At 63.8% G+C, this 16,894-nt stretch carries 17 protein-coding genes; 4 read left to right on the forward strand and 13 right to left on the reverse strand.

The window, feature by feature from the left end:
• The first annotated feature begins 561 nt into the window (after positions 1-561).
• Entirely contained in the window at positions 562-822 is a 261-nt protein-coding gene (locus KAR29_RS08435) for a hypothetical protein (protein WP_274372559.1), read from the forward strand.
• Between the two features lie 81 nt (positions 823-903).
• Positions 904-1,083, forward strand: coding sequence for an HTH domain-containing protein (locus KAR29_RS08440; RefSeq protein WP_274372560.1), 180 nt, complete (start codon positions 904-906; stop codon positions 1,081-1,083).
• A 76-nt stretch (positions 1,084-1,159) separates the two neighbouring features.
• Here the strand turns inward: KAR29_RS08440 and KAR29_RS08445 are convergent, their stop codons facing one another.
• The gene (locus tag KAR29_RS08445) at positions 1,160-2,089 is read right to left on the reverse strand and encodes a hypothetical protein (RefSeq protein ID WP_274372561.1); all 930 of its coding nucleotides are present in this window, start codon (positions 2,087-2,089) and stop codon (positions 1,160-1,162) included.
• 122 nt (positions 2,090-2,211) lie between these two features.
• On the opposite strand from KAR29_RS08445, the gene KAR29_RS08450 reads away from it, so the two are divergent.
• Positions 2,212-3,111 carry an NAD(P)-dependent oxidoreductase gene (locus KAR29_RS08450; protein WP_274372562.1) on the forward strand — a complete coding sequence of 300 codons (900 nt, stop codon included), beginning with the start codon at positions 2,212-2,214 and terminating at the stop codon, positions 3,109-3,111.
• Between the two features lie 132 nt (positions 3,112-3,243).
• Here the strand turns inward: KAR29_RS08450 and KAR29_RS08455 are convergent, their stop codons facing one another.
• The 3 genes from KAR29_RS08455 to KAR29_RS08465 are packed head-to-tail and all read right to left on the reverse strand — an operon-like array spanning position 3,244 to position 6,375.
• Positions 3,244-5,130: a YgiQ family radical SAM protein gene (locus KAR29_RS08455; protein ID WP_274372563.1), complete on the reverse strand. Its 1,887-nt coding sequence runs from the start codon at positions 5,128-5,130 to the stop codon at positions 3,244-3,246.
• 51 nt (positions 5,131-5,181) lie between these two features.
• Positions 5,182-5,652, reverse strand: a complete 471-nt coding sequence (locus KAR29_RS08460; protein WP_274372564.1) for a methylated-DNA--[protein]-cysteine S-methyltransferase — start codon at positions 5,650-5,652, stop codon at positions 5,182-5,184.
• A 27-nt stretch (positions 5,653-5,679) separates the two neighbouring features.
• Positions 5,680-6,375 carry a class I SAM-dependent methyltransferase gene (locus KAR29_RS08465; protein ID WP_274372565.1) on the reverse strand — a complete coding sequence of 232 codons (696 nt, stop codon included), beginning with the start codon at positions 6,373-6,375 and terminating at the stop codon, positions 5,680-5,682.
• Positions 6,376-6,521: 146 nt separating this feature from the next.
• Between KAR29_RS08465 and KAR29_RS08470 the strand changes: the two genes are divergently transcribed.
• Positions 6,522-7,073 carry a chemotaxis protein CheX gene (locus tag KAR29_RS08470; RefSeq protein ID WP_274372566.1) on the forward strand — a complete coding sequence of 184 codons (552 nt, stop codon included), beginning with the start codon at positions 6,522-6,524 and terminating at the stop codon, positions 7,071-7,073.
• 116 nt (positions 7,074-7,189) lie between these two features.
• Here the strand turns inward: KAR29_RS08470 and KAR29_RS08475 are convergent, their stop codons facing one another.
• The 9 genes from KAR29_RS08475 to KAR29_RS08515 all read right to left on the reverse strand — a co-directional run bounded on the left by KAR29_RS08475 (position 7,190) and on the right by KAR29_RS08515 (position 16,612).
• Positions 7,190-8,374, reverse strand: coding sequence for a thiolase family protein (locus KAR29_RS08475; RefSeq protein ID WP_274372567.1), 1,185 nt, complete (start codon positions 8,372-8,374; stop codon positions 7,190-7,192).
• 2 nt (positions 8,375-8,376) lie between these two features.
• On the reverse strand, positions 8,377-9,057 hold the full coding sequence (locus KAR29_RS08480) for a 3-oxoacid CoA-transferase subunit B (protein WP_274372568.1): 681 nt from the start codon (positions 9,055-9,057) through the stop codon (positions 8,377-8,379).
• Complete coding sequence (locus KAR29_RS08485) at positions 9,041-9,730, reverse strand: CoA transferase subunit A (protein ID WP_274372569.1); 690 nt, start codon at positions 9,728-9,730, stop codon at positions 9,041-9,043. Before KAR29_RS08485 ends, KAR29_RS08480 begins: the two co-directional genes overlap by 17 nt.
• A 28-nt stretch (positions 9,731-9,758) precedes the next feature.
• Positions 9,759-11,717: a TRAP transporter permease gene (locus KAR29_RS08490; protein WP_274372570.1), complete on the reverse strand. Its 1,959-nt coding sequence runs from the start codon at positions 11,715-11,717 to the stop codon at positions 9,759-9,761.
• Positions 11,718-11,804: 87 nt separating this feature from the next.
• The gene (locus KAR29_RS08495) at positions 11,805-12,764 is read right to left on the reverse strand and encodes a TAXI family TRAP transporter solute-binding subunit (RefSeq protein WP_274372571.1); all 960 of its coding nucleotides are present in this window, start codon (positions 12,762-12,764) and stop codon (positions 11,805-11,807) included.
• Between the two features lie 95 nt (positions 12,765-12,859).
• Positions 12,860-14,200, reverse strand: a complete 1,341-nt coding sequence (locus KAR29_RS08500; protein WP_274372572.1) for an aspartate aminotransferase family protein — start codon at positions 14,198-14,200, stop codon at positions 12,860-12,862.
• A gap of 212 nt (positions 14,201-14,412) precedes the next feature.
• Positions 14,413-15,264: a MurR/RpiR family transcriptional regulator gene (locus tag KAR29_RS08505; protein WP_274372573.1), complete on the reverse strand. Its 852-nt coding sequence runs from the start codon at positions 15,262-15,264 to the stop codon at positions 14,413-14,415.
• Between the two features lie 29 nt (positions 15,265-15,293).
• Positions 15,294-15,878: a GNAT family N-acetyltransferase gene (locus KAR29_RS08510; RefSeq protein ID WP_274372574.1), complete on the reverse strand. Its 585-nt coding sequence runs from the start codon at positions 15,876-15,878 to the stop codon at positions 15,294-15,296.
• Positions 15,875-16,612, reverse strand: coding sequence for a GntR family transcriptional regulator (locus KAR29_RS08515; protein ID WP_274372575.1), 738 nt, complete (start codon positions 16,610-16,612; stop codon positions 15,875-15,877). Before KAR29_RS08515 ends, KAR29_RS08510 begins: the two co-directional genes overlap by 4 nt.
• Between the last annotated feature and the right edge of the window lie 282 nt (positions 16,613-16,894).

Below are 16,894 nucleotides of genomic sequence, written 5' to 3' on the forward strand. Positions count from 1 at the left end.
GAAGGACCTCCTCGGGGAGACGACGTCCTCGTCGAGAGTCCGACGAGGACGGAACCGCCGCCGACAGGAGAGGGACAGGAGCCGTCGAAGGCCCCTGTCCCTCGATGTTTTCCTTTTCGACGCCTCTGCCTAAAGGAGAACGCCGCCTCTTCGTCGCCGGGAAACGTCCGCCGAGGGGAATTTCCCTTTCCGGCCTCTTCCGATCTTCCTCGATCCCTCGCGAAGGCCGAAGCCCTCCGCCCCGTCCCTTTTTCAAAAATATCGGTGGGGATAAAATCTCAACCAAAGGACGAGCTCGTCAAATCAAGATCAAGGGACCCCCGCGTGACATTCTTCCCCTCCATTTCCCTGACATCGGGGAACGGACGTCCCCTCCTCAGTTCGCTCCTTTCCCGATTCCGGCACAAAATGGTCCCTGCGTCGCAGGAAGAGAGGATAGCCCCTTCGAACGGTCTGGCCCGACAAAAAATCAGTAAAAATTCCTACCCGGATCCTCTTTCAAAAGCCCCTGAAAGAGGTTATAATACTGACCACACCATCTTGAGTCAGGGGGAGAATGAAATGCCGAGACCGAAGGGAATCCGCAGCAAAAGAAGAAGCGAGCTCGAGTTGATTGCCGAGTACGAGGAGAAGATCGAAAAGCTGAGAGAACGCCTCGTTCGCAAGAACTCCGTTGCCCTCGCCGAGATCATGGCCGACATCCTTTCCGCGGTAGGACACGACTTGAACGATTTCATGGACACCTACGACAGAGCCGAAGGCGACGAGGCCCGGGCTCAGCTTATTATGGGCGTCTGCGAGGCCTACGCGAAGCTTCAGTAGGACTCCGACCGCGTTGTGCAAAGGAGAAAAGTCTCTGATCTTTACAGGCCCTCGGAAGGGCTGAAGGGGGGAGACGTTCCGATGGAAGCGGCCGAAAAGATTCTGCAGACCATGAAAGAAGCAGGAGAACCTCTCAACGCCGGTAAAATCGCCGAGATGACGGGACTTGATCGCAAAGTCGTCGATAAGACGATGGCCATCCTGAAAAAAGACGGCCTCATCGAATCTCCGAAACGCTGTTTCTGGCAGCCCAAGGCCTGAAAGAGGAACGAGGTCGATGTGCCCGGGAGGGCACCTCGACCTCGTTCCTTATTGCGATTGCGGCCTATCGGGAGTTCTAAAGTCCCAGAAACGTGGGGTTGGCGGCCATGAAATCGAGAGCTCTGAAATCGATTTCCTCAAGGGGCAGATCGGGGCTATCGGTCAGCAGGGCGTCAATCTGCCCCTTTTCCTCCTCCAGGACTTCCATCAGGCCGGCCTCGTCGAGAAGGGGCCTCATCTCCGCCAAAACCTCTTCGGGAAGGCGGTCGGTCAGATAGCCGAAGGCCATTGCCGCCGTCGTGAGCCAGCCCAGAGCCTTCTCGTCGTCGAGCCAGGCTGCGGCGAAGAGCCCGGCCAGAGCGCAGATTTCCGCCTCGTCCTCTTCTTCTTCGTCTGGCTCCACCCAGAAGTCGAGCAGGTAGAAGGGCAGCTCGGGAGCCGTCCCCAGCGCATCGAGAAGGGCCTCGGCAGCCCCCTTGTCGTCTCCTTTGCGGAAAAGGGCCAGAGCCCGACCGTAGGCCCCTTCGACGGAGAGGCAGCCCTCCTCCTCCTCGGACTGGCCCTCCTCTCCCTCGACAAGGGCGAGGAGTTCATCGAAACGCCCCAGACGGAGAAGGGCCGTGTAAAGCAGCGGCCTCCCCAGAGTGGCACCCTCTTCCGTATCGAAGGCCATCAGTTCTCGGGCCACGTCAGGGACCTCTTCGGGGACGTCCATGAGGAGGGCGCTCCCCAGGCGGTGGAGAACGCTCACATAAAAGAGGCCGTCATCCTCCTCCGGGTCGTAGACCTCCCCCTCTCCCGGGGCGAGAAGTTCCCGGGCCCGGCGGAGGGCGCCGAGCCGCTCCTCGTCGTCTTCCGTCGCGTCGGACAGGAGGACGAGGGCGTCGGCGTTGTCGCCGTCGAGCTCGAGAACCTGCCGGGCCAGCTCGTAGGCCTCCTGGGCCTCTTCGGCCTCGAAGGCCCTGTCGAGCAGCGCTTCTATCTGTTGAGTCACCTTGTCGTTCACGGTAAAAACTCACCTCTTCCGCATGAAGTGGCCTGAGTCTAACATGTCGGGGGCCGCTCAGGAAGAAGGGAATTCCCGCCAGTCTCCCCTCCCCCGGGGAGACATCCTAAGGAGGAATCATTTTGGTCAAGGTCCTCGAACCGGGCAAAAGCCGTATCGGGTTTATCGGAACGGGCGTCATGGGGCTCTCCATGGCCCGCAACCTGATGAGGGCCGGCTACGGGCTCACCGTCCATAACCGCACCGAACATAGGGCACGCCCTCTGCTCGACGAGGGGGCATCCTGGGCCCCGACGCCGTCCGATGCCGCCGCCGGAAGCGACGCCGTCATCACCATCGTCGGATTCCCCCGCGACGTCGAATCGGTCTATCTCGGCGAAGAGGGGATCCTGAAGGGCGCCGTGGCGGGGACGCTCCTCATCGACATGACCACGTCCAGCCCCCTTCTGGCGAAAAGGCTCTACGACGAGGCCAGGGCACGAGGGATGTCCATGCTCGACGCTCCCGTCTCGGGCGGAGACAGGGGCGCCCGGGAGGGAACCCTCTCCATCATGGCCGGCGGCGACGAGGAAGCCTTCGGGGCCGCACTGCCCCTCTTTAGGGCCATGGGCGGGAACGTCGTCCTTCAGGGAGGGGCGGGAGCGGGCCAACACACCAAAATGGCCAACCAGATCACCATCGCCTCAGGCATGATCGGCGTCTGCGAGGCCCTGGCCTACGCCGAAAGGGCGGGGCTCGATCCCTTCCGCGTCCTCGACTCCATTGCCGGAGGGGCGGCCGGGAGCTGGTCCCTCTCCAACTACGGCCCCAGGATCCTCAAGGGCGATTTCCAGCCCGGCTTCTATATAAAGCACTTCGTCAAGGACATGGAGCTGGCCGCCCAGTCGGCCCGCGAGATGGCTCTCGACGCTCCGGGACTGGATCTGGCCCTCAGGCTCTACAGGGAACTCCTCGATAAAGGCTGGGGAGAAGAGGGGACACAGGCCCTTTTCCGGCTCTTCCGGGAGGACCTTCGGCCCTGACTTCCGGCCGCCGCACGAGGGCCTCGCCGGGAAGAGCGGTCTCCCGATCCCGCCGGCCCTCCCCTTCCGACACGCGAGAGGGGGCCCCTCTCGCGTGTCGGCCATGAAAGGCCTCGCGTCCCGAGAGGAGATTCAACGTTTCCGACCCGGCCCGGCCCCCCTCGAAGAGGAGGGCCTTCTCTTACGGCGTCCGCCCCTTTCGGCCCCCGCAAGGACCTCGCCGGGGCGGGGGCGGATGAGACAGAGGGGACCGAAGCCGATGAGATCCTTCCGACCCGTTCGCTCCAGGGCCTCGCGGACGAGGTCGTAGTTTTTCGGGTTCCGGTACTGGAGAAGGGCCCGCTGAAGGGCCTTCTCGCGGCTGTCTCGGGGAACGTGGACGGCCCTCATCGTCATCGGATCGAGGCCGCTGTAGTACATGGCCGTTGCCAGGCTGCCCGGCGTGGGGATGAAGTCCTGGACCTGCTCGGGCGTGAAGTCGATGTCGCGGAGATACTCGGCCAGCTCGACGGCGTCTTCGAGGGTGCTTCCGGGGTGGCTGGAGAGGAAGTAGGGGACGAGATACTGCTTCTTGCCCAGAGCCTCGTTGACGGCCCCGTAGGCCCTGCGGAAGGCATCGAAGACGGCCCGGGGCGGTTTGTTCATCGTCTTCAGCACCCGAGGCGAGACGTGCTCCGGCGCCACCTTGAGCTGACCGCTGATGTGATGGCGGCAGAGTTCCTCGAGAAAGGTCCCGTCGTCGTCGGCCATGAGGTAGTCGAAACGGATGCCCGACCGGACGAAGACCTTTTTCACCCGCGGCAGCTCCCGCAGCCGACGGAGAAGGGCCAGGAAGGGCCCGTGGTCGACGACGAGGCGGTTGCAGGCCTTCCAGCCGATGCAGTCTTTGCCCTTGCAGGCGCCCCTCTCGGCCTGGTCTGCGCAGGCGGGGGCGAAAAAGTTGGCCGTCGGCCCTCCGACGTCGTGGATGTAGCCTTTGAAGTCGGGCCGTTTCGTCATGCGCCGCGCCTCCTCCAGAAGGGAGGCCTCGCTGCGGCTCTGGATGATCCGGCCCTGGTGGCTCGTGAGGGCGCAGAAGGCACAGCCGCCATAGCAGCCTCGGTGGGTGACGAGGCTGAAACGGACCTCCTCGATGGCCGGAACGCCACCGGCCTCGTCGTAGCGGGGGTGCCAGGTCCCGACGTAGGGCAGCTCGTAGAGGGCATCCAGCTCCGCCGTCGTCAGAGGGCGGGCCGGTCTGTGCTGGACGAGCCAGCGGGCTCCGTGACGCTGGACGACGGTCTTCCCCCTAAGAGGGTCCTGCTGTTCGTACTGGATGCGGAAGGCCTCGGCGAAGGCCTCCCGGCTCTCGGAGACGGCCTCGAAAGAGGGAGACTCCACATAGTCCCAGAGGCCGTCGGTGGAGGAGACGAGGCGACAGGTGCCGTCGACGTCGGCGACGGCATCGACGGGAACGCCCATCGCGAGGAGGCGGGCGATCTCTCCCATGGCCAGCTCTCCCATGCCGTAGACGAGAAGATCGGCACCGCTGTCGACGAGGATCGAGCGCCGCACAGAGTCGGACCAGTAGTCGTAGTGGGCGAAACGCCTCAGACTGGCCTCGATTCCGCCGATGACGAGAGGGACGTCGGGCCAGGCCTGGCGGGCCCGCTGACAGTAGGCGAAGGTGGCCCTGTCGGGGCGGAGATCGCCGCGCCCTCCCGGCGAATAGGCGTCGCGGCTTCGCCGCTTTTTGGCCGCCGTGTAGCGGTTGAGCATGGAATCCAGGTTTCCGGCCGAGACGAGAACGGCCAGCCGGGGCCTCCCGTAGGCGAGAAAATCTCCGGGGCCATGCCAGTCGGGCTGGGCCAGAAGGGCCACGCGATAGCCCAGGCTTTCGAGATGGCGGCCGATGAGGGCATGGCCGAAGCTGGGGTGATCGACGTAGGCATCCCCGGTGACGAGAAGAAAATCGTAGAAGTCCCACCCTCGCGATCGGATCTCGCGAGGCGAAAGGGGCAAGAAATCCTTTTCCGACATGTTTTGTCCGTCCTTCCCTGCTGCGGACCTCCCATTATAGGCCAAGGCGCGTCAGCGAGGCAGGGAGTGGCTACGTTCGTGGTCGAGGAGCCACTGTTTGACGGAGAGACCTCCGCCGTAACCGACGAGGGAACCGTCGGAACCGATGACGCGGTGACAGGGGACGACGATGGCCAGAGGGTTATTGTGGTTCGCTCCCCCCACGGCCCTGACGGCCCTGGGCCTGCCGATGCGGCGGGCGATCTCGCCGTAGCTGGCCGTCGTCCCGTAGGGAATCTCGCAGAGGGCGGCCCAGACGAGGCGCTGGAAATCGGTCCCGTCGAGGGCGAAGGGAAGGTCGAAGACGCGGAGGCTTCCCGCGAAATACCCCCCCATCTGCTCCCTGGCCCGCTCCAGCAGGGGCGAGGGGCTGTCCCCGCCGGGGCTTTCTCCGGGTCTCAGGATGTGGATTTCGGAAAGCCCCTCATCGACGGCCTTGAGGCGGATGATGCCGACGGGACTGGACAGGTGAATCTGGCTCACGGGGAAACCTCCTTCCGAAAAGGCCTGTCAGGGACGCCGGCGCAGGACGAAGAAAGCGTAGCCCACCTCGTCGCCGTGGCGTCTCCAGAGATCGATCTCACGCCGCTCGGCGGCGATGGCCGTCTCCATGGCTTCGTCGCCCTCGTATTCCCCTTCGAGAAAATCCAGGCGCGCCTCAAGGGGAAGGTAGTAGTCGCACCAGTCCTCCCGGGGAAGGACGAAATGATCGAGCACATCGAAGCCGGCTCTCCGGGCGCGAAGGAGGGTCTCGTCGACGGTCGTCATCGTCGGGTATTCCTCTCCCCAGAATCGGCCGACCTCCGGAGAAGGGCTGTCGACGAGATAGACGGCGTCGGAGAGGGCCATGAAACCCCCTTCCCTCAGGAGAGGACGCCAGAGGGTCAGCCCCCTCTCGAAGCCGACGACGTAGACGGCCCCCTCGGACCAGATCAGATCGAAGCTCGCCTCGGGAAAGGGCATGGAGGCCATGTCGCCCTCGACGACGGTCAGTCTGTGGGAGAGCCCCGCCTCCAGGGCCTCCAGGACGAGGCGGTCCAGGTAGGGACGATGGATATCGAGGGCGAACAGAGGCCCTGCCAGGGCCTGAAGAAGCACTTTCGTCGCCGATCCCGGCCCGCAGCCGATGTCGAGGGTCCAGACCTCCCCCTCTAAAGAGGGCAGCGAGGCGAGAGCCCGTTCCGTCGAGGCCGTCGAGCCCGGCACCTCCCGCTCCAGCTCGCTGTGTATCAGAAGAAATTCCTTTTCGATGAGACTCGCCTCCCTCTTCCCGTGCTCGCGGCAAGAAAAAAAATGTTATGCTACTGTCCGTCAGCCATCCATTCCAGTCCCAGCGAAGGGAGCGACCTCCATTGGCACCAGACCGACGGCTCCCGCCGGCCAACATCCGCCTCGAAATCCTAACAGACCTCGTTCAGGGCGCCCAGCGGGGGCTCAGTCAGTTCGTCGCCTCCCTGGGCCACGAACTCTCCCTGGACAAGGCCTCCGTCCTGCTGTCGGACCAGATGCCCGAGGGGCGCATCGTCGCCATGCTGGGCTACGTGGGCCAGCTTCAGGGAGGCCTCTCGCTGGTCCTGAACGAGGAATCCTTCGAGGTCTTCTTCAAAGCCCTCTCGGGAGGGTTCATGGAGGCCGACCTGGACAACCCCATCGTCGTCAGCGCCGCAGGAGAGATGCTCAACATGATCGGCGGCAAGATGGCCATCGGGCTCTCCGAGAGAGGATACGCCATGGACCTGACGCCGCCTCAGGTCTTTCAGGGCGACACGATCCGCCAGGCCGCCCTTCCCACGAACCGCCGCTTCATCCTCCCCTACCGAATCGTCGGGACGGGCGGCAAGTTCTTTTTCACTATCATGGCCCTCCGTCAGGCCGACGATATCGAGAACCCTCCTCCATTGTAGACCAAGGGCGCGGAGGCGTCATCGGCTTGAGCCGCCCCGGCCGAGCCGTAAGAACGAGGGGGCCCGCTTTCGGCGCGGGCCCCCTCGTCGCATCACGCGTCGCGGTAGAGACGTCCTCAGCCGAGGCACCTCACGACGAGGGCCACGCCCTGGCCGCCCCCGATGCAGGCGCTGGCGATGCCCAGCTCGCCCTTCCTCCGCCTGAGCGCATAGAGAAGGGTCGTGACGATCTTGGCGCCTGAGGCCCCGATGGGATGGCCTAAAGCGATGGCGCCGCCGTGGACGTTGAGCCTCTCCCTGTCGAAGGGCATGACGCGATGACAGGCGATGACCTGAGCGGCGAAGGCCTCGTTGATTTCGATGAGATCCATGTCCTCCATGGCAAGGCCGGCCCTGGCCAGGGCTTTGGGCATTGCCAGCGTGGGACCGAGACCGAAGCGCTCGGCCTCGAGAGCCGCCGAGGCATAGCCGACGATCTCGGCCAGAGGCCTGAGGCCCTGCGACTGGGCCCAGTCTCCGTCGGCGATGACGAGGGCGCTGGCGGCATCGCAGAGGGCCGAACTGGAACCGGCCGTGATGGTACCCCCTTTTTTGAAGATCGCCGGGAGCTTGCTCAGGGCCTCTTCCGTCGTGTCGGCCCTGGGGATTTCGTCTCGGTCAAGGACGATATCGCCCTTTTTTCTGTCCCTGTAGGTCAGGGGAAAAATCTCCTCGTCGAAGAAGCCCTGATCCATGGCCCGTGCCGCTTTTCTGTGGCTGTCGAGGGCGAAGGCGTCCTGCTCCTCTCGCGTGATGGACAACTCCTCGACGAGGGCCTCCGTGGCCTCCCCCATCAGCTTGCCCGCCACGGGACAGAGGAAACCGTCTCGGTGAAGGACATCGAGGGCCTTTTTCTCGCCCATCCTGAACCCCCAACGGGCATCGGGGAGAAGGTAGGGGACGTTGGAGGCGCTCTCCATGCCGCCGACGACGACGGCCTTGGCGTCGCCGAGGCGAATCCTGTCGCTGCCCAGCATCATGGTGCGGATGCCCGACCCGCAGCGGATGTTGACGGTAAAGGCCGGAACGGACTGGGGCAATCCGCCCTTGTAAAGGGCTATGCGGGCCGGGTTGGCCCCCACTCCCGCCTGCCAGCCGTTGCCCAGGATCACCTCGTCGATGACCTCTCCCGTGAGACCGCTCCGACTGACGGCTTCGGCGACGGCAAATCCGCCGAGATCGGAGGCCTCGAAGCGGGACAGCCCTCCGCCGAACTTGCCTCCGGCCGTCCGACAGGCGCTGAGAATGACGACGCGAGCCATCTTCACTCCTCCTCCGTACCCTGCATCAAAGGCAGGGGATCGGCCACCGAGTAGTCGGCTTCGGTGACGGTTTTGAGCTCTTCGAGGGACACATCGGGGGCGATTTCGATGAGGGTCATCTCTCCCCTTGCGACGCGGAAGACGGCATATTCGGTGACGACGAGACTCACCACGCCTCGGGCCGTCAGGGGCAGAGCGCACTTCTTGAGGATCTTGGCCTCTCCCTTCTTCGTCGTATGCGTCGTGGCGATGATGACCTGGCGGGCCCCGGTGACGAGGTCCATGGCACCGCCCATGCCGGGAACCATCTTGCCCGGAACCATCCAGTTCGCCAGATCTCCCTCCTGGCTCACCTCGAGGGCCCCCAGGACGGTGGCGTCGACATGGCCGCCGCGGATGAGACCGAAACTGAGATCGCTGGCCACGAGGGCGCTTCCCGGAAGAAGGGTGAGATGACGTCCTCCGGCTCCGATGAAACGAAGGTCCGGTTTTTCCGGAGCGGGACCGGCGCCGACGACGCCGTTTTCCGTCTGAAAAATGACGCGGACCTCTTCCGGAATGTAGTCGGAGACGAGCGTCGGTATGCCGATTCCGAGATTGACGACGGCGCCGTCGCCGAATTCCTTGGCGATGCGACGGGCGATGCGGTTGCGGACGAGGTCTTCGTTAAGTTCTGGCAGCATAGTAGAGGTCCTCCTTCACCACGAGCGCGTCGATGAGGATCCCCGGCGTGACGACGTCGTTGGGATCGATCTCCCCCACCTCGACGACGGAATCGACTTCGGCGACGACGTAGTCGGCGGCCATGGCCATGGCCGGATTGAAGTTGCGGTTGGTGCCGAAGTAGGTCAGGTTCCCCCGGCGATCGGCCTTGTGGGCCCTCACGAAGGCCACATCGGCCCGAAGGGGAAGCTCGAGAATGTACTTGCGGCCCTCCACTTCGAGGACCTCCTTCCCCTCCTCGACGACGGTTCCCACCCCGGTGGGCGTCAGAAATCCCCCCAGCCCGAAGCCGGCAGCCCTTATGCGCTCGACGAAGGTTCCCTGAGGACAGAGTTCGAGCTCCATGAGACCGTCATGAAAGAGCTTTCCCGTCTTCTTGTTGAGCCCCACGTGGGAGGCGATGACCTTTTTGACCTGCCCTCGGGCGACGAGCCTGCCGTGGCCGACGTCCTCATAGGCCGTATCGTTCGAAATGAGAGTCAGATCGCCTGTTCCGGCCTCGACGAGGGCCTCCACAAGACTGTAGGGAATCCCTCCGTAGTTGAATCCGCCCACCATGACCCTCGAACCGGCCTTGACGGACCGTACGGCTTCGGCTGCGGAAAGAACGGGTTTGATCACCTTGCGGGACATAGAGGCACACCTCCTGATCTCATGGACCCTAGACGCTTGCGGGGAGACTTTTCCTGGGCGACCGGGCCTTCTGAAGGGCGAAAACGGCGGCGACGACGGCGACGGCGATGCCGTTGGCCACAAGCGACGGGTAGATGATGAGGAAGGGCACGGCCAGGAAGGCGAGCCTCTCGACGAGATTCAAGTCGGTGACGAAATATCCCTGAACGCCGGCCGAAAGGGCGATGATGGCGACGAGAGCCGTGGCGCAGCCCAGAACGATCATGACGGGATTGCCCTGGAGAAGCAGATAGGGGTTGTAGACGAACATGTAGGGAACGAGGAACCCGGCGACGGCCGTGACAAGGGCCGTGAAGCCCGTCTTGAGGGGGTTGGATTTGGATATGCCCGACGCGGCGTAGGTGGCAAGAGCCACCGGCGGCGTCACATCGGCCAGAACGCCGAAATAGAGGCAGAAAAGGTGGGCCGACATCATGGGGACGCCCATCTGGGCCAGGGCAGGAGCGGCCAGAGTGGACGTGATGATGTACTGGGCCGTCGTCGGAACGCCCATGCCGAGAATGATGGAGCCGACCATGGTCAGCATCAGGGCCAGAGGCAGCACGCCGCCGGAGAGACTGAGGACGAAGGAGGAGAAGGCCAGTCCGACGCCGGTGATGCCGATGACGCCGATGACGATGCCCGAACAGGCGCAGGCCGCGGCCACCTCGATGGCGCCGATGGCGCCGTTGATGAGGGCGTCGAGAACGCGCCGGGGCGTCATGCGGTACTCCTTCTTGCCCATCCAGGAGACGGCGACGAGGAGAACGATGGACCAGAAGACGGCCTTGACGGGAGAATAGCCCAGGGCCAGGAAAATGATGAGCGTCACGATGGGGAAGAGAAGGTGCCATCCCTCCCGAAGGATCAGCTTGGCCTTGGGAAGCTTCTCGGCATCGAGTTTGACCATGCGCTTCTTGCCGGCACGAAAGTGAACCATGGCCATGATGGAGATGAAGTAGAGCGTGGCCGGAATGGCGGCGGCGACGACGATCTCCCAATAGGCGATGCCGAGAAACTGGGCCATGATGAAGGCCGCCGCCCCCATGACGGGAGGCATGACCTGGCCGCCTGTCGAGGCGGCGGCGACGATGGCCCCGGCGAACTCGCTGCTGTAGCCCGACTGCTTCATGAGGGGGATGGTGAAAGCCCCCGTCGTCACGGCATTGGCACAGGAGCTGCCCGAGACGGTTCCCATCAGTCCGCTGGCGACGACGGCCGCCTTGCCGGGCCCTCCCTGGCTTCTGCCCGTGAGGGCCACGGCGAGGTCGATGAAGAACTGGCCCGCTCCTGAGGAGCTCAGGAAAGCGCCGAAGAGGACGAAGAGGAAGATGAACGAGGCCGAAACGCCCAGGGGAACGCCGAAAATACCGTCCGTCCGCAGATACTGAAAGGGTGCGATCTCCTCCAGGGGGAAGCCTCCGTGGGCGAGAAGGCCGGGGAAATAGGGGCCGTAAAGGGCATAGACCAGGGCGATGATGGCCATGATGGGCAGAGGCCATCCCATGGAGCGCCGGGCCCCCTCGAGGACGAGGAAGATCATGGCCAGCCCCATGTAGATGTCGGAGGCGATGGGCAGTCCCTCGCGGAAGGCGATGGCGTCCCAGTTGAGGACGATATTGAGGCAGCCGGCGGCCATGACGGCGGCACAGAGCCAGTCCCAGATGTCGATGCGGTCCTTGGGACGTCCCTGCGCCACGGGATAGAGAAGGAAAAGGAGAACGCCCATGAAAAGCCAGTGAATTCCGCGCTGATGCATGGCCGGAAGGAGGCCGAAGGCGGCCGTGTAGAGATGAAAGAGAGAGGCCGAAAGGGCCAGACCGGAGACGACATAGCCCTGCCACCCCTTGAGGGTCCGCCGCTTGCCTCCCTCGACATCCTCGACGGGAAGGGCGGCCTCCGGAGAAAGAAGGGGCTCGGTATTCTCGATGCGTACGCTGTCTGCCATCGTGGAAAAACCTCCCGATTCGATTTCGGCGATCATAAAAGAAATAGGGGGGAGAGAGCCTCTCCCCCCGACGGGATCGGAAGAGAGCTACTTCGTCTCGACTTCGAAGCCCTGCTCCTTGAAATACTTGGCGGCACCGGCCGTGAAGGGAATGATCCCCACGCTGGCCTCTTCGGGGACGAAGTGGGCGGCCTGCTGTGTCACCTTGACGAACTCCTCGCGGTGTTCGATGAGGGTCTTGACGAGGTCGTAGCCCAGCTTCTCGTCCATATCGGCGTTGACGGCCAGGAAGTTGCCGTCGGCGACGGTGAGGACATCCTCGGTCTGGCCGGGATAGGTCTCCTTGGGAATCCTGTAGGCGAAGAGGAAGGGATGGGCGGCCGTGACCTTGTCGACGAGATCCTGGGGCAAGGGCACGAGGACGACGTCGCGGACGGCCGAAACTTCGAGGACGGCCGAGCCCGGCGTGGCGAAGTTCCAGAAGACGGCGTCGACGTTGCCGTCCTTGAGGGCCATGACACCCTCGGGCTGGGTGAGCTGCTGCTTGTTGATGTCCTTGTCGGGATCGATGCCGGCGGCGGCGAGAATCATCTGCGTCAGGACCTGGTCGCCGCCTCCGGGGGCGCCGAGGGATATCTTCTTGCCCCGGATGTCCTCGAAGGAGGTGATGCCCGTCTTCGTCGTCGTCACGAGATGATGGGGAGCGGGGTACATGTGCATGAGAATCCGCAGGGGCAGCTCGCCGTCCTGTTCGAAGGCGTCGAGGCCCTTGTAGGCCTGATAGAGGGTCGAACCCATGGTCATGCCGATCTGGGCGCGGCCAGCCGCGAGAAGACGGCAGTTCTCGCGGGAGGCCGAGGTGGAACGGGACGTGGCCTTGACGCCGATGTCGGCCTTGGAGAGCACCTCGGCCATGGCGCCGCCGAGGGGATAGTAGGTGCCCCCGACACCGCCGGAGCCGATGGTCACGAAGGTGACGGCGAAGGCCGAACCGGCCATGGCGAAAAGGCCTGCAACGATCAGGGCAACAACGAGGCTCTTTTTCATTACGTTGTCTTCCTCCTTCTACCAGATGAGGTTTCCTGAAACGACGACACGCTCAGCGACAAACGGACAGGAACAGGCCCTCTTCGAGCCCTTGCTCAGGAAAGGAGCTTCTTCGACGCGGCGTCGAGCCCCTCTTCAAGCCTTTTGAGAATTTCGTCGATTTCGGCTGCCGTCGCGACGAGGGGCGGCGCGATGAGGAAGTTGTCCCCCTCGACGCCGTCGATCATGCCTCCGCCGGGGTAGATGACGAGCCCCCGTTCGAGGCATTCTTTCGTCGCCAGGGCGGAGGCGCCCCTGGGCTTGGGGAAAGGCGCGCGCGTCGCCCTGTCGGCGACGAGCTCGACTCCCCACATGAGTCCCTTGCCGCGGACCTCTCCCACCATGGGATTGGTCGCCTCGATCTTCCTGAGGCCTGTTGCGAGGCGCTCGCCCTGGGCGCGGGCGTTCTCGACGACATGGTGTTTTTTCATGTAGCGGAAGACGGCGGCCGTCGCCGCTCCGCTCAGGGGGTTGCCGTTATAGGTGTGGCCGTGAAGGAAGGCTCCGCTGCCGTCGCGAAGCGTCTCGGCGATGGCGTTTCTGACGATGATGCCTCCCGTGGGAACGTAGCCGGCGGCCATCCCCTTGGCGGTGACGATGATATCGGGCGTCACCTTCCAGTGGTCGACGCAGAAATTGGCTCCCGTGCGGCCGCAGCCCGTCATGACCTCGTCGGCGATGAGGAGGATGTCGTAACGGTCGCAGACCTCTCGGATCATGGGCCAGTACTCCTCGGGCGGCGTCAGGGCGCCGACGGTCGATCCCACGATGGGCTCGGCGATGAAGGCCGACACGTACTGGGGACCGATCCGTCGAATCGTCTTTTCCAGCTCCCTGGCGCAGAGGAGACCGCAGGAGGGATACGTCGCCTCGAAGGGACAGCGGTAGCAGTAATGGGCCGCGATCTTGGGCGCCTCGAGAAAGAGGGGGGAGAACAGGCGGCGGCGCGCCATGCTTCCGGCGAGGCCCATGGTGCCGATGGTGCTGCCGTGGTAGGAATTCCAGCGGGCGATGACCTGAGCCTTCGATGTGGTCGCTCCGTCGCGCTCGACGTAATACTGGCGGGCCAGCTTGACGGCCGACTCGATGGCCTCGCTGCCTCCGCTGACGAACCAGACGTAGTCCAGCCCCTCGGGAGCCATGGAGGCCACCTCCCGTGCCGCCTCCTCCGTCGCCTCCGTGCGCCACCGTGAGGGGTGGGCGAACTCGATCCTGCCGAGCTGGGCCGTGACGGCCTCGATGATCTCGGGACAGCCATGGCCCAGATTGGAGATGAGGGCGCCGCTGCAGCCGTCGATATACCGGCGACCGCTCTCATCTTCGAGATAGATGCCCTCGCCCTTGACGATGATGGGAGCCTGGGTCTTGAAACTGCGTGGAAGAACCTTTCCGTCCAAGGTAGATCAGCTCCTTGCCGCCACTATTGCATGCTTTGAAGTAATAGCGCCGTCTTTTTATAACCGTGCAGGATTTCCTGCATCAATTATATAGACGATAGTACCTTGTTGTCAAAAAAAGGCAAGGCTGACCATCCTTGATCTTTATTTTAATAGAGAACACGAGGGGGAGCCCCTGGGGCTCCCCCTCGTGTTCTCTCCGACGGTCCGTCTCAGTCGCGACGGACCGTCTCCTGGTAGATTTTGGCCTGGGCCCAGACCTCCTCCAGCCGCTGGAGACGTTCCGAGGCGAGAGGGCCGAGGCGATCCGTCACCCGCAGGAGAAGGGCATTGAGAAGGCCCAGGGGGATGACGAAGGAGTCGATGTAGGAAATGTGCGACGAGGGGACGGTGACGACATAGTCGGCCCCTTCGGCCAGGGGGCTCGAATGGGAGTCGGTGATGGCCGCCGTGAGGAGCCCCTGATCGTGGGCGAAGGCCAGACACTCGACGGTCTGCCTCGTGTAGCGGGGAAAGCTGATGCCGACGAAGAGGCTGCCCCTGCGGGCCGAGACGGCCTGCTCCTGGAAAAGATCGCCCTCCAGGCTGTGGACTTCAGGCAAAAACCAGGAGAGGTAGGTCCCGAAATAGGCCACGAGGGCACGGGCGCTTCGAAGGCCGATGAGGTAGACCGAGGGCGCCTCGCAGAGGGCCTGAGCCAGGGCCTCGATGGGGCCGTCGTCGAGGGAGGCCAGGGAGCTCAGCCCGCGCTGAAGATCCTGGCGCAGGACGGACTGGACGAGATTCGTCCCCTCGCCCATGGTCTGATAGAGCTGGAGACGTTCCAGGGCCGAAAGTTGGTCGCGCAGCGCCTCCTGAAGGGCGTTGCGCAGCTCGGGAAATCCGGGAAACCCCAAAGAGACGGCGAAGCGGATCACCGTCGATTCGCTGACGCCCACCTGCTCGCCCAGCTGGGCCGCCGTGAGAAAGGCGGCCTCGCGCGGTCGCGTCAACAGGAAGCGGGCGACGGCCTGTTGCCCCGAGGGGAGCCGCTCCAGCCTGCTTTTTATCCTTTCCCAAAGCATTGCGATGCCTGCCTCCTGACGTCGAAATTTCAGAACGGATCCGAAGCCTCCATCTTTTCCTCCGGTCCTTCGGAGGGCTCGAGTTCGAAAAGGTAGGCCTGCCCCGCCTCGTCGGTTCCGATGAGAGTGAAGCCCAGCCTGGCCAGAACCTCCATGGCGCCGAGCTCATCCCTCAGGGTCTTGGCCCTGATCGAGCGGGCCCATCGGCTTTCGAAAGCCCAGGCGACGAGGGCCTCGGCCCCCTCCGTGGCAAGGCCGCGCCGCTGGAAACCGGGCAGGACCTCGTAGCGCAGCTCGACGGCCCCGCTTTCGTCGGGAAGGTCGCGAAAACCGCAGAGGCCGACGAGAGAGGGACGGCGGCGTCCGGCCCCCTTGAGGATCATGAACCAGACGAGAAGACCCGACGAGCGAAAGCCCACCTCCTCCAGAGCCGCAGGAGGCCAGACCTCAGGAACCGTCGTCCCGAGAAGGGAGGCCAACAGGGTTCCGTCGCGAAGCTCCACGCCTCCGGGCAGACGCTCCAGAGGGACGAGGCGAAGGCGTTCCGTCACGAGGCCGCCTCGATAACGGCGACAACGGGGAATGACGCCTCGAGAGCGGGCGAGGGCCGTCACGAGTCCTCTCCCCGAAGACGGGAGAAGCCGCCCCCCTCGGCCTTCAGACGTTCCAGAATCTCCAGATGGAGGGCGTAATAGGAGCGGACGAAGGGTTCCTGAACCGAGAAGGACCAGTGGACATCGCGGATGATCCGGGACGCCCCCTCGAAATCCCTCCGCCGGAGCGCCTCCAGGAGGGCCACATGTTCGCTGTGGTTTTTCTCCTCCCATGCGGCCACGAGATGCTCGTTGCGAGGAAATTCGTAGAGGCGCTGTTTGAAGATCTCGAGCTGGCCGAGGAGATCCTCGTTTTCCGAGAGTTCGAGAAAGCCTCCGTGAAAGCGCAGGTTGAGTTCGAGATATTCGGCGATTCTTCCCTCCTGAAGGCGAAGGGCCATCAGGTCGTTGATCTCGGCCATCATCGCCACCCTCTCGTCGGTGAAACGGGAGGCGACTTCGAGGATGACCGACCCCTCCAAGGCTCCGATGAGCTGATAGATGTTGCGGATCTGGTCGAGGCTGAGGGCGTTCACGACCGCTCCCCGCCTTGGAAAAATGGTGACGAACCCCTCCGACGAGAGCTGGACCAGGGCCTCCCTCAGAGGCGTCGTGCTGATGCCCAGGGCATCGCTGACCTCTTTCAGATTAAAAAAAGATCCGGGCAGAAGGTGGCCTTCATTCATCTGCCGTCGCAAATAATCGTAAACGATCTCACGGAGTGACCTGATGGGCGGCACGATTCTCGACAGCATGCTCTTTCGTCCTCCACACTGAGCCGATCTGAGGCGTGCACAGAGTGCCTCTCTTTGATGACTAGGATACCACAGGGGAAGGGCTTTCCCCTTCCCGGAACCGCAAAGGAATCTCCTCGCCTCAGGGCCTCCGTCGGCGAGACCTTCTCCATCAGGATACGCGCCGGCTCGGCAGGGGAGGGGAAACGCCATCCCCCGAGGCACTGCGGCGAAAGGGCCGCCGAGTTGAAGAAAGGCCCGGACGCACACCCCTGAGGCCATCGCGACGACACCCGAAGGGAG

It is taken from the genome of Aminithiophilus ramosus (genome assembly GCF_018069705.1).
In the GTDB taxonomy this organism is placed as follows: domain Bacteria; phylum Synergistota; class Synergistia; order Synergistales; family Aminithiophilaceae; genus Aminithiophilus; species Aminithiophilus ramosus.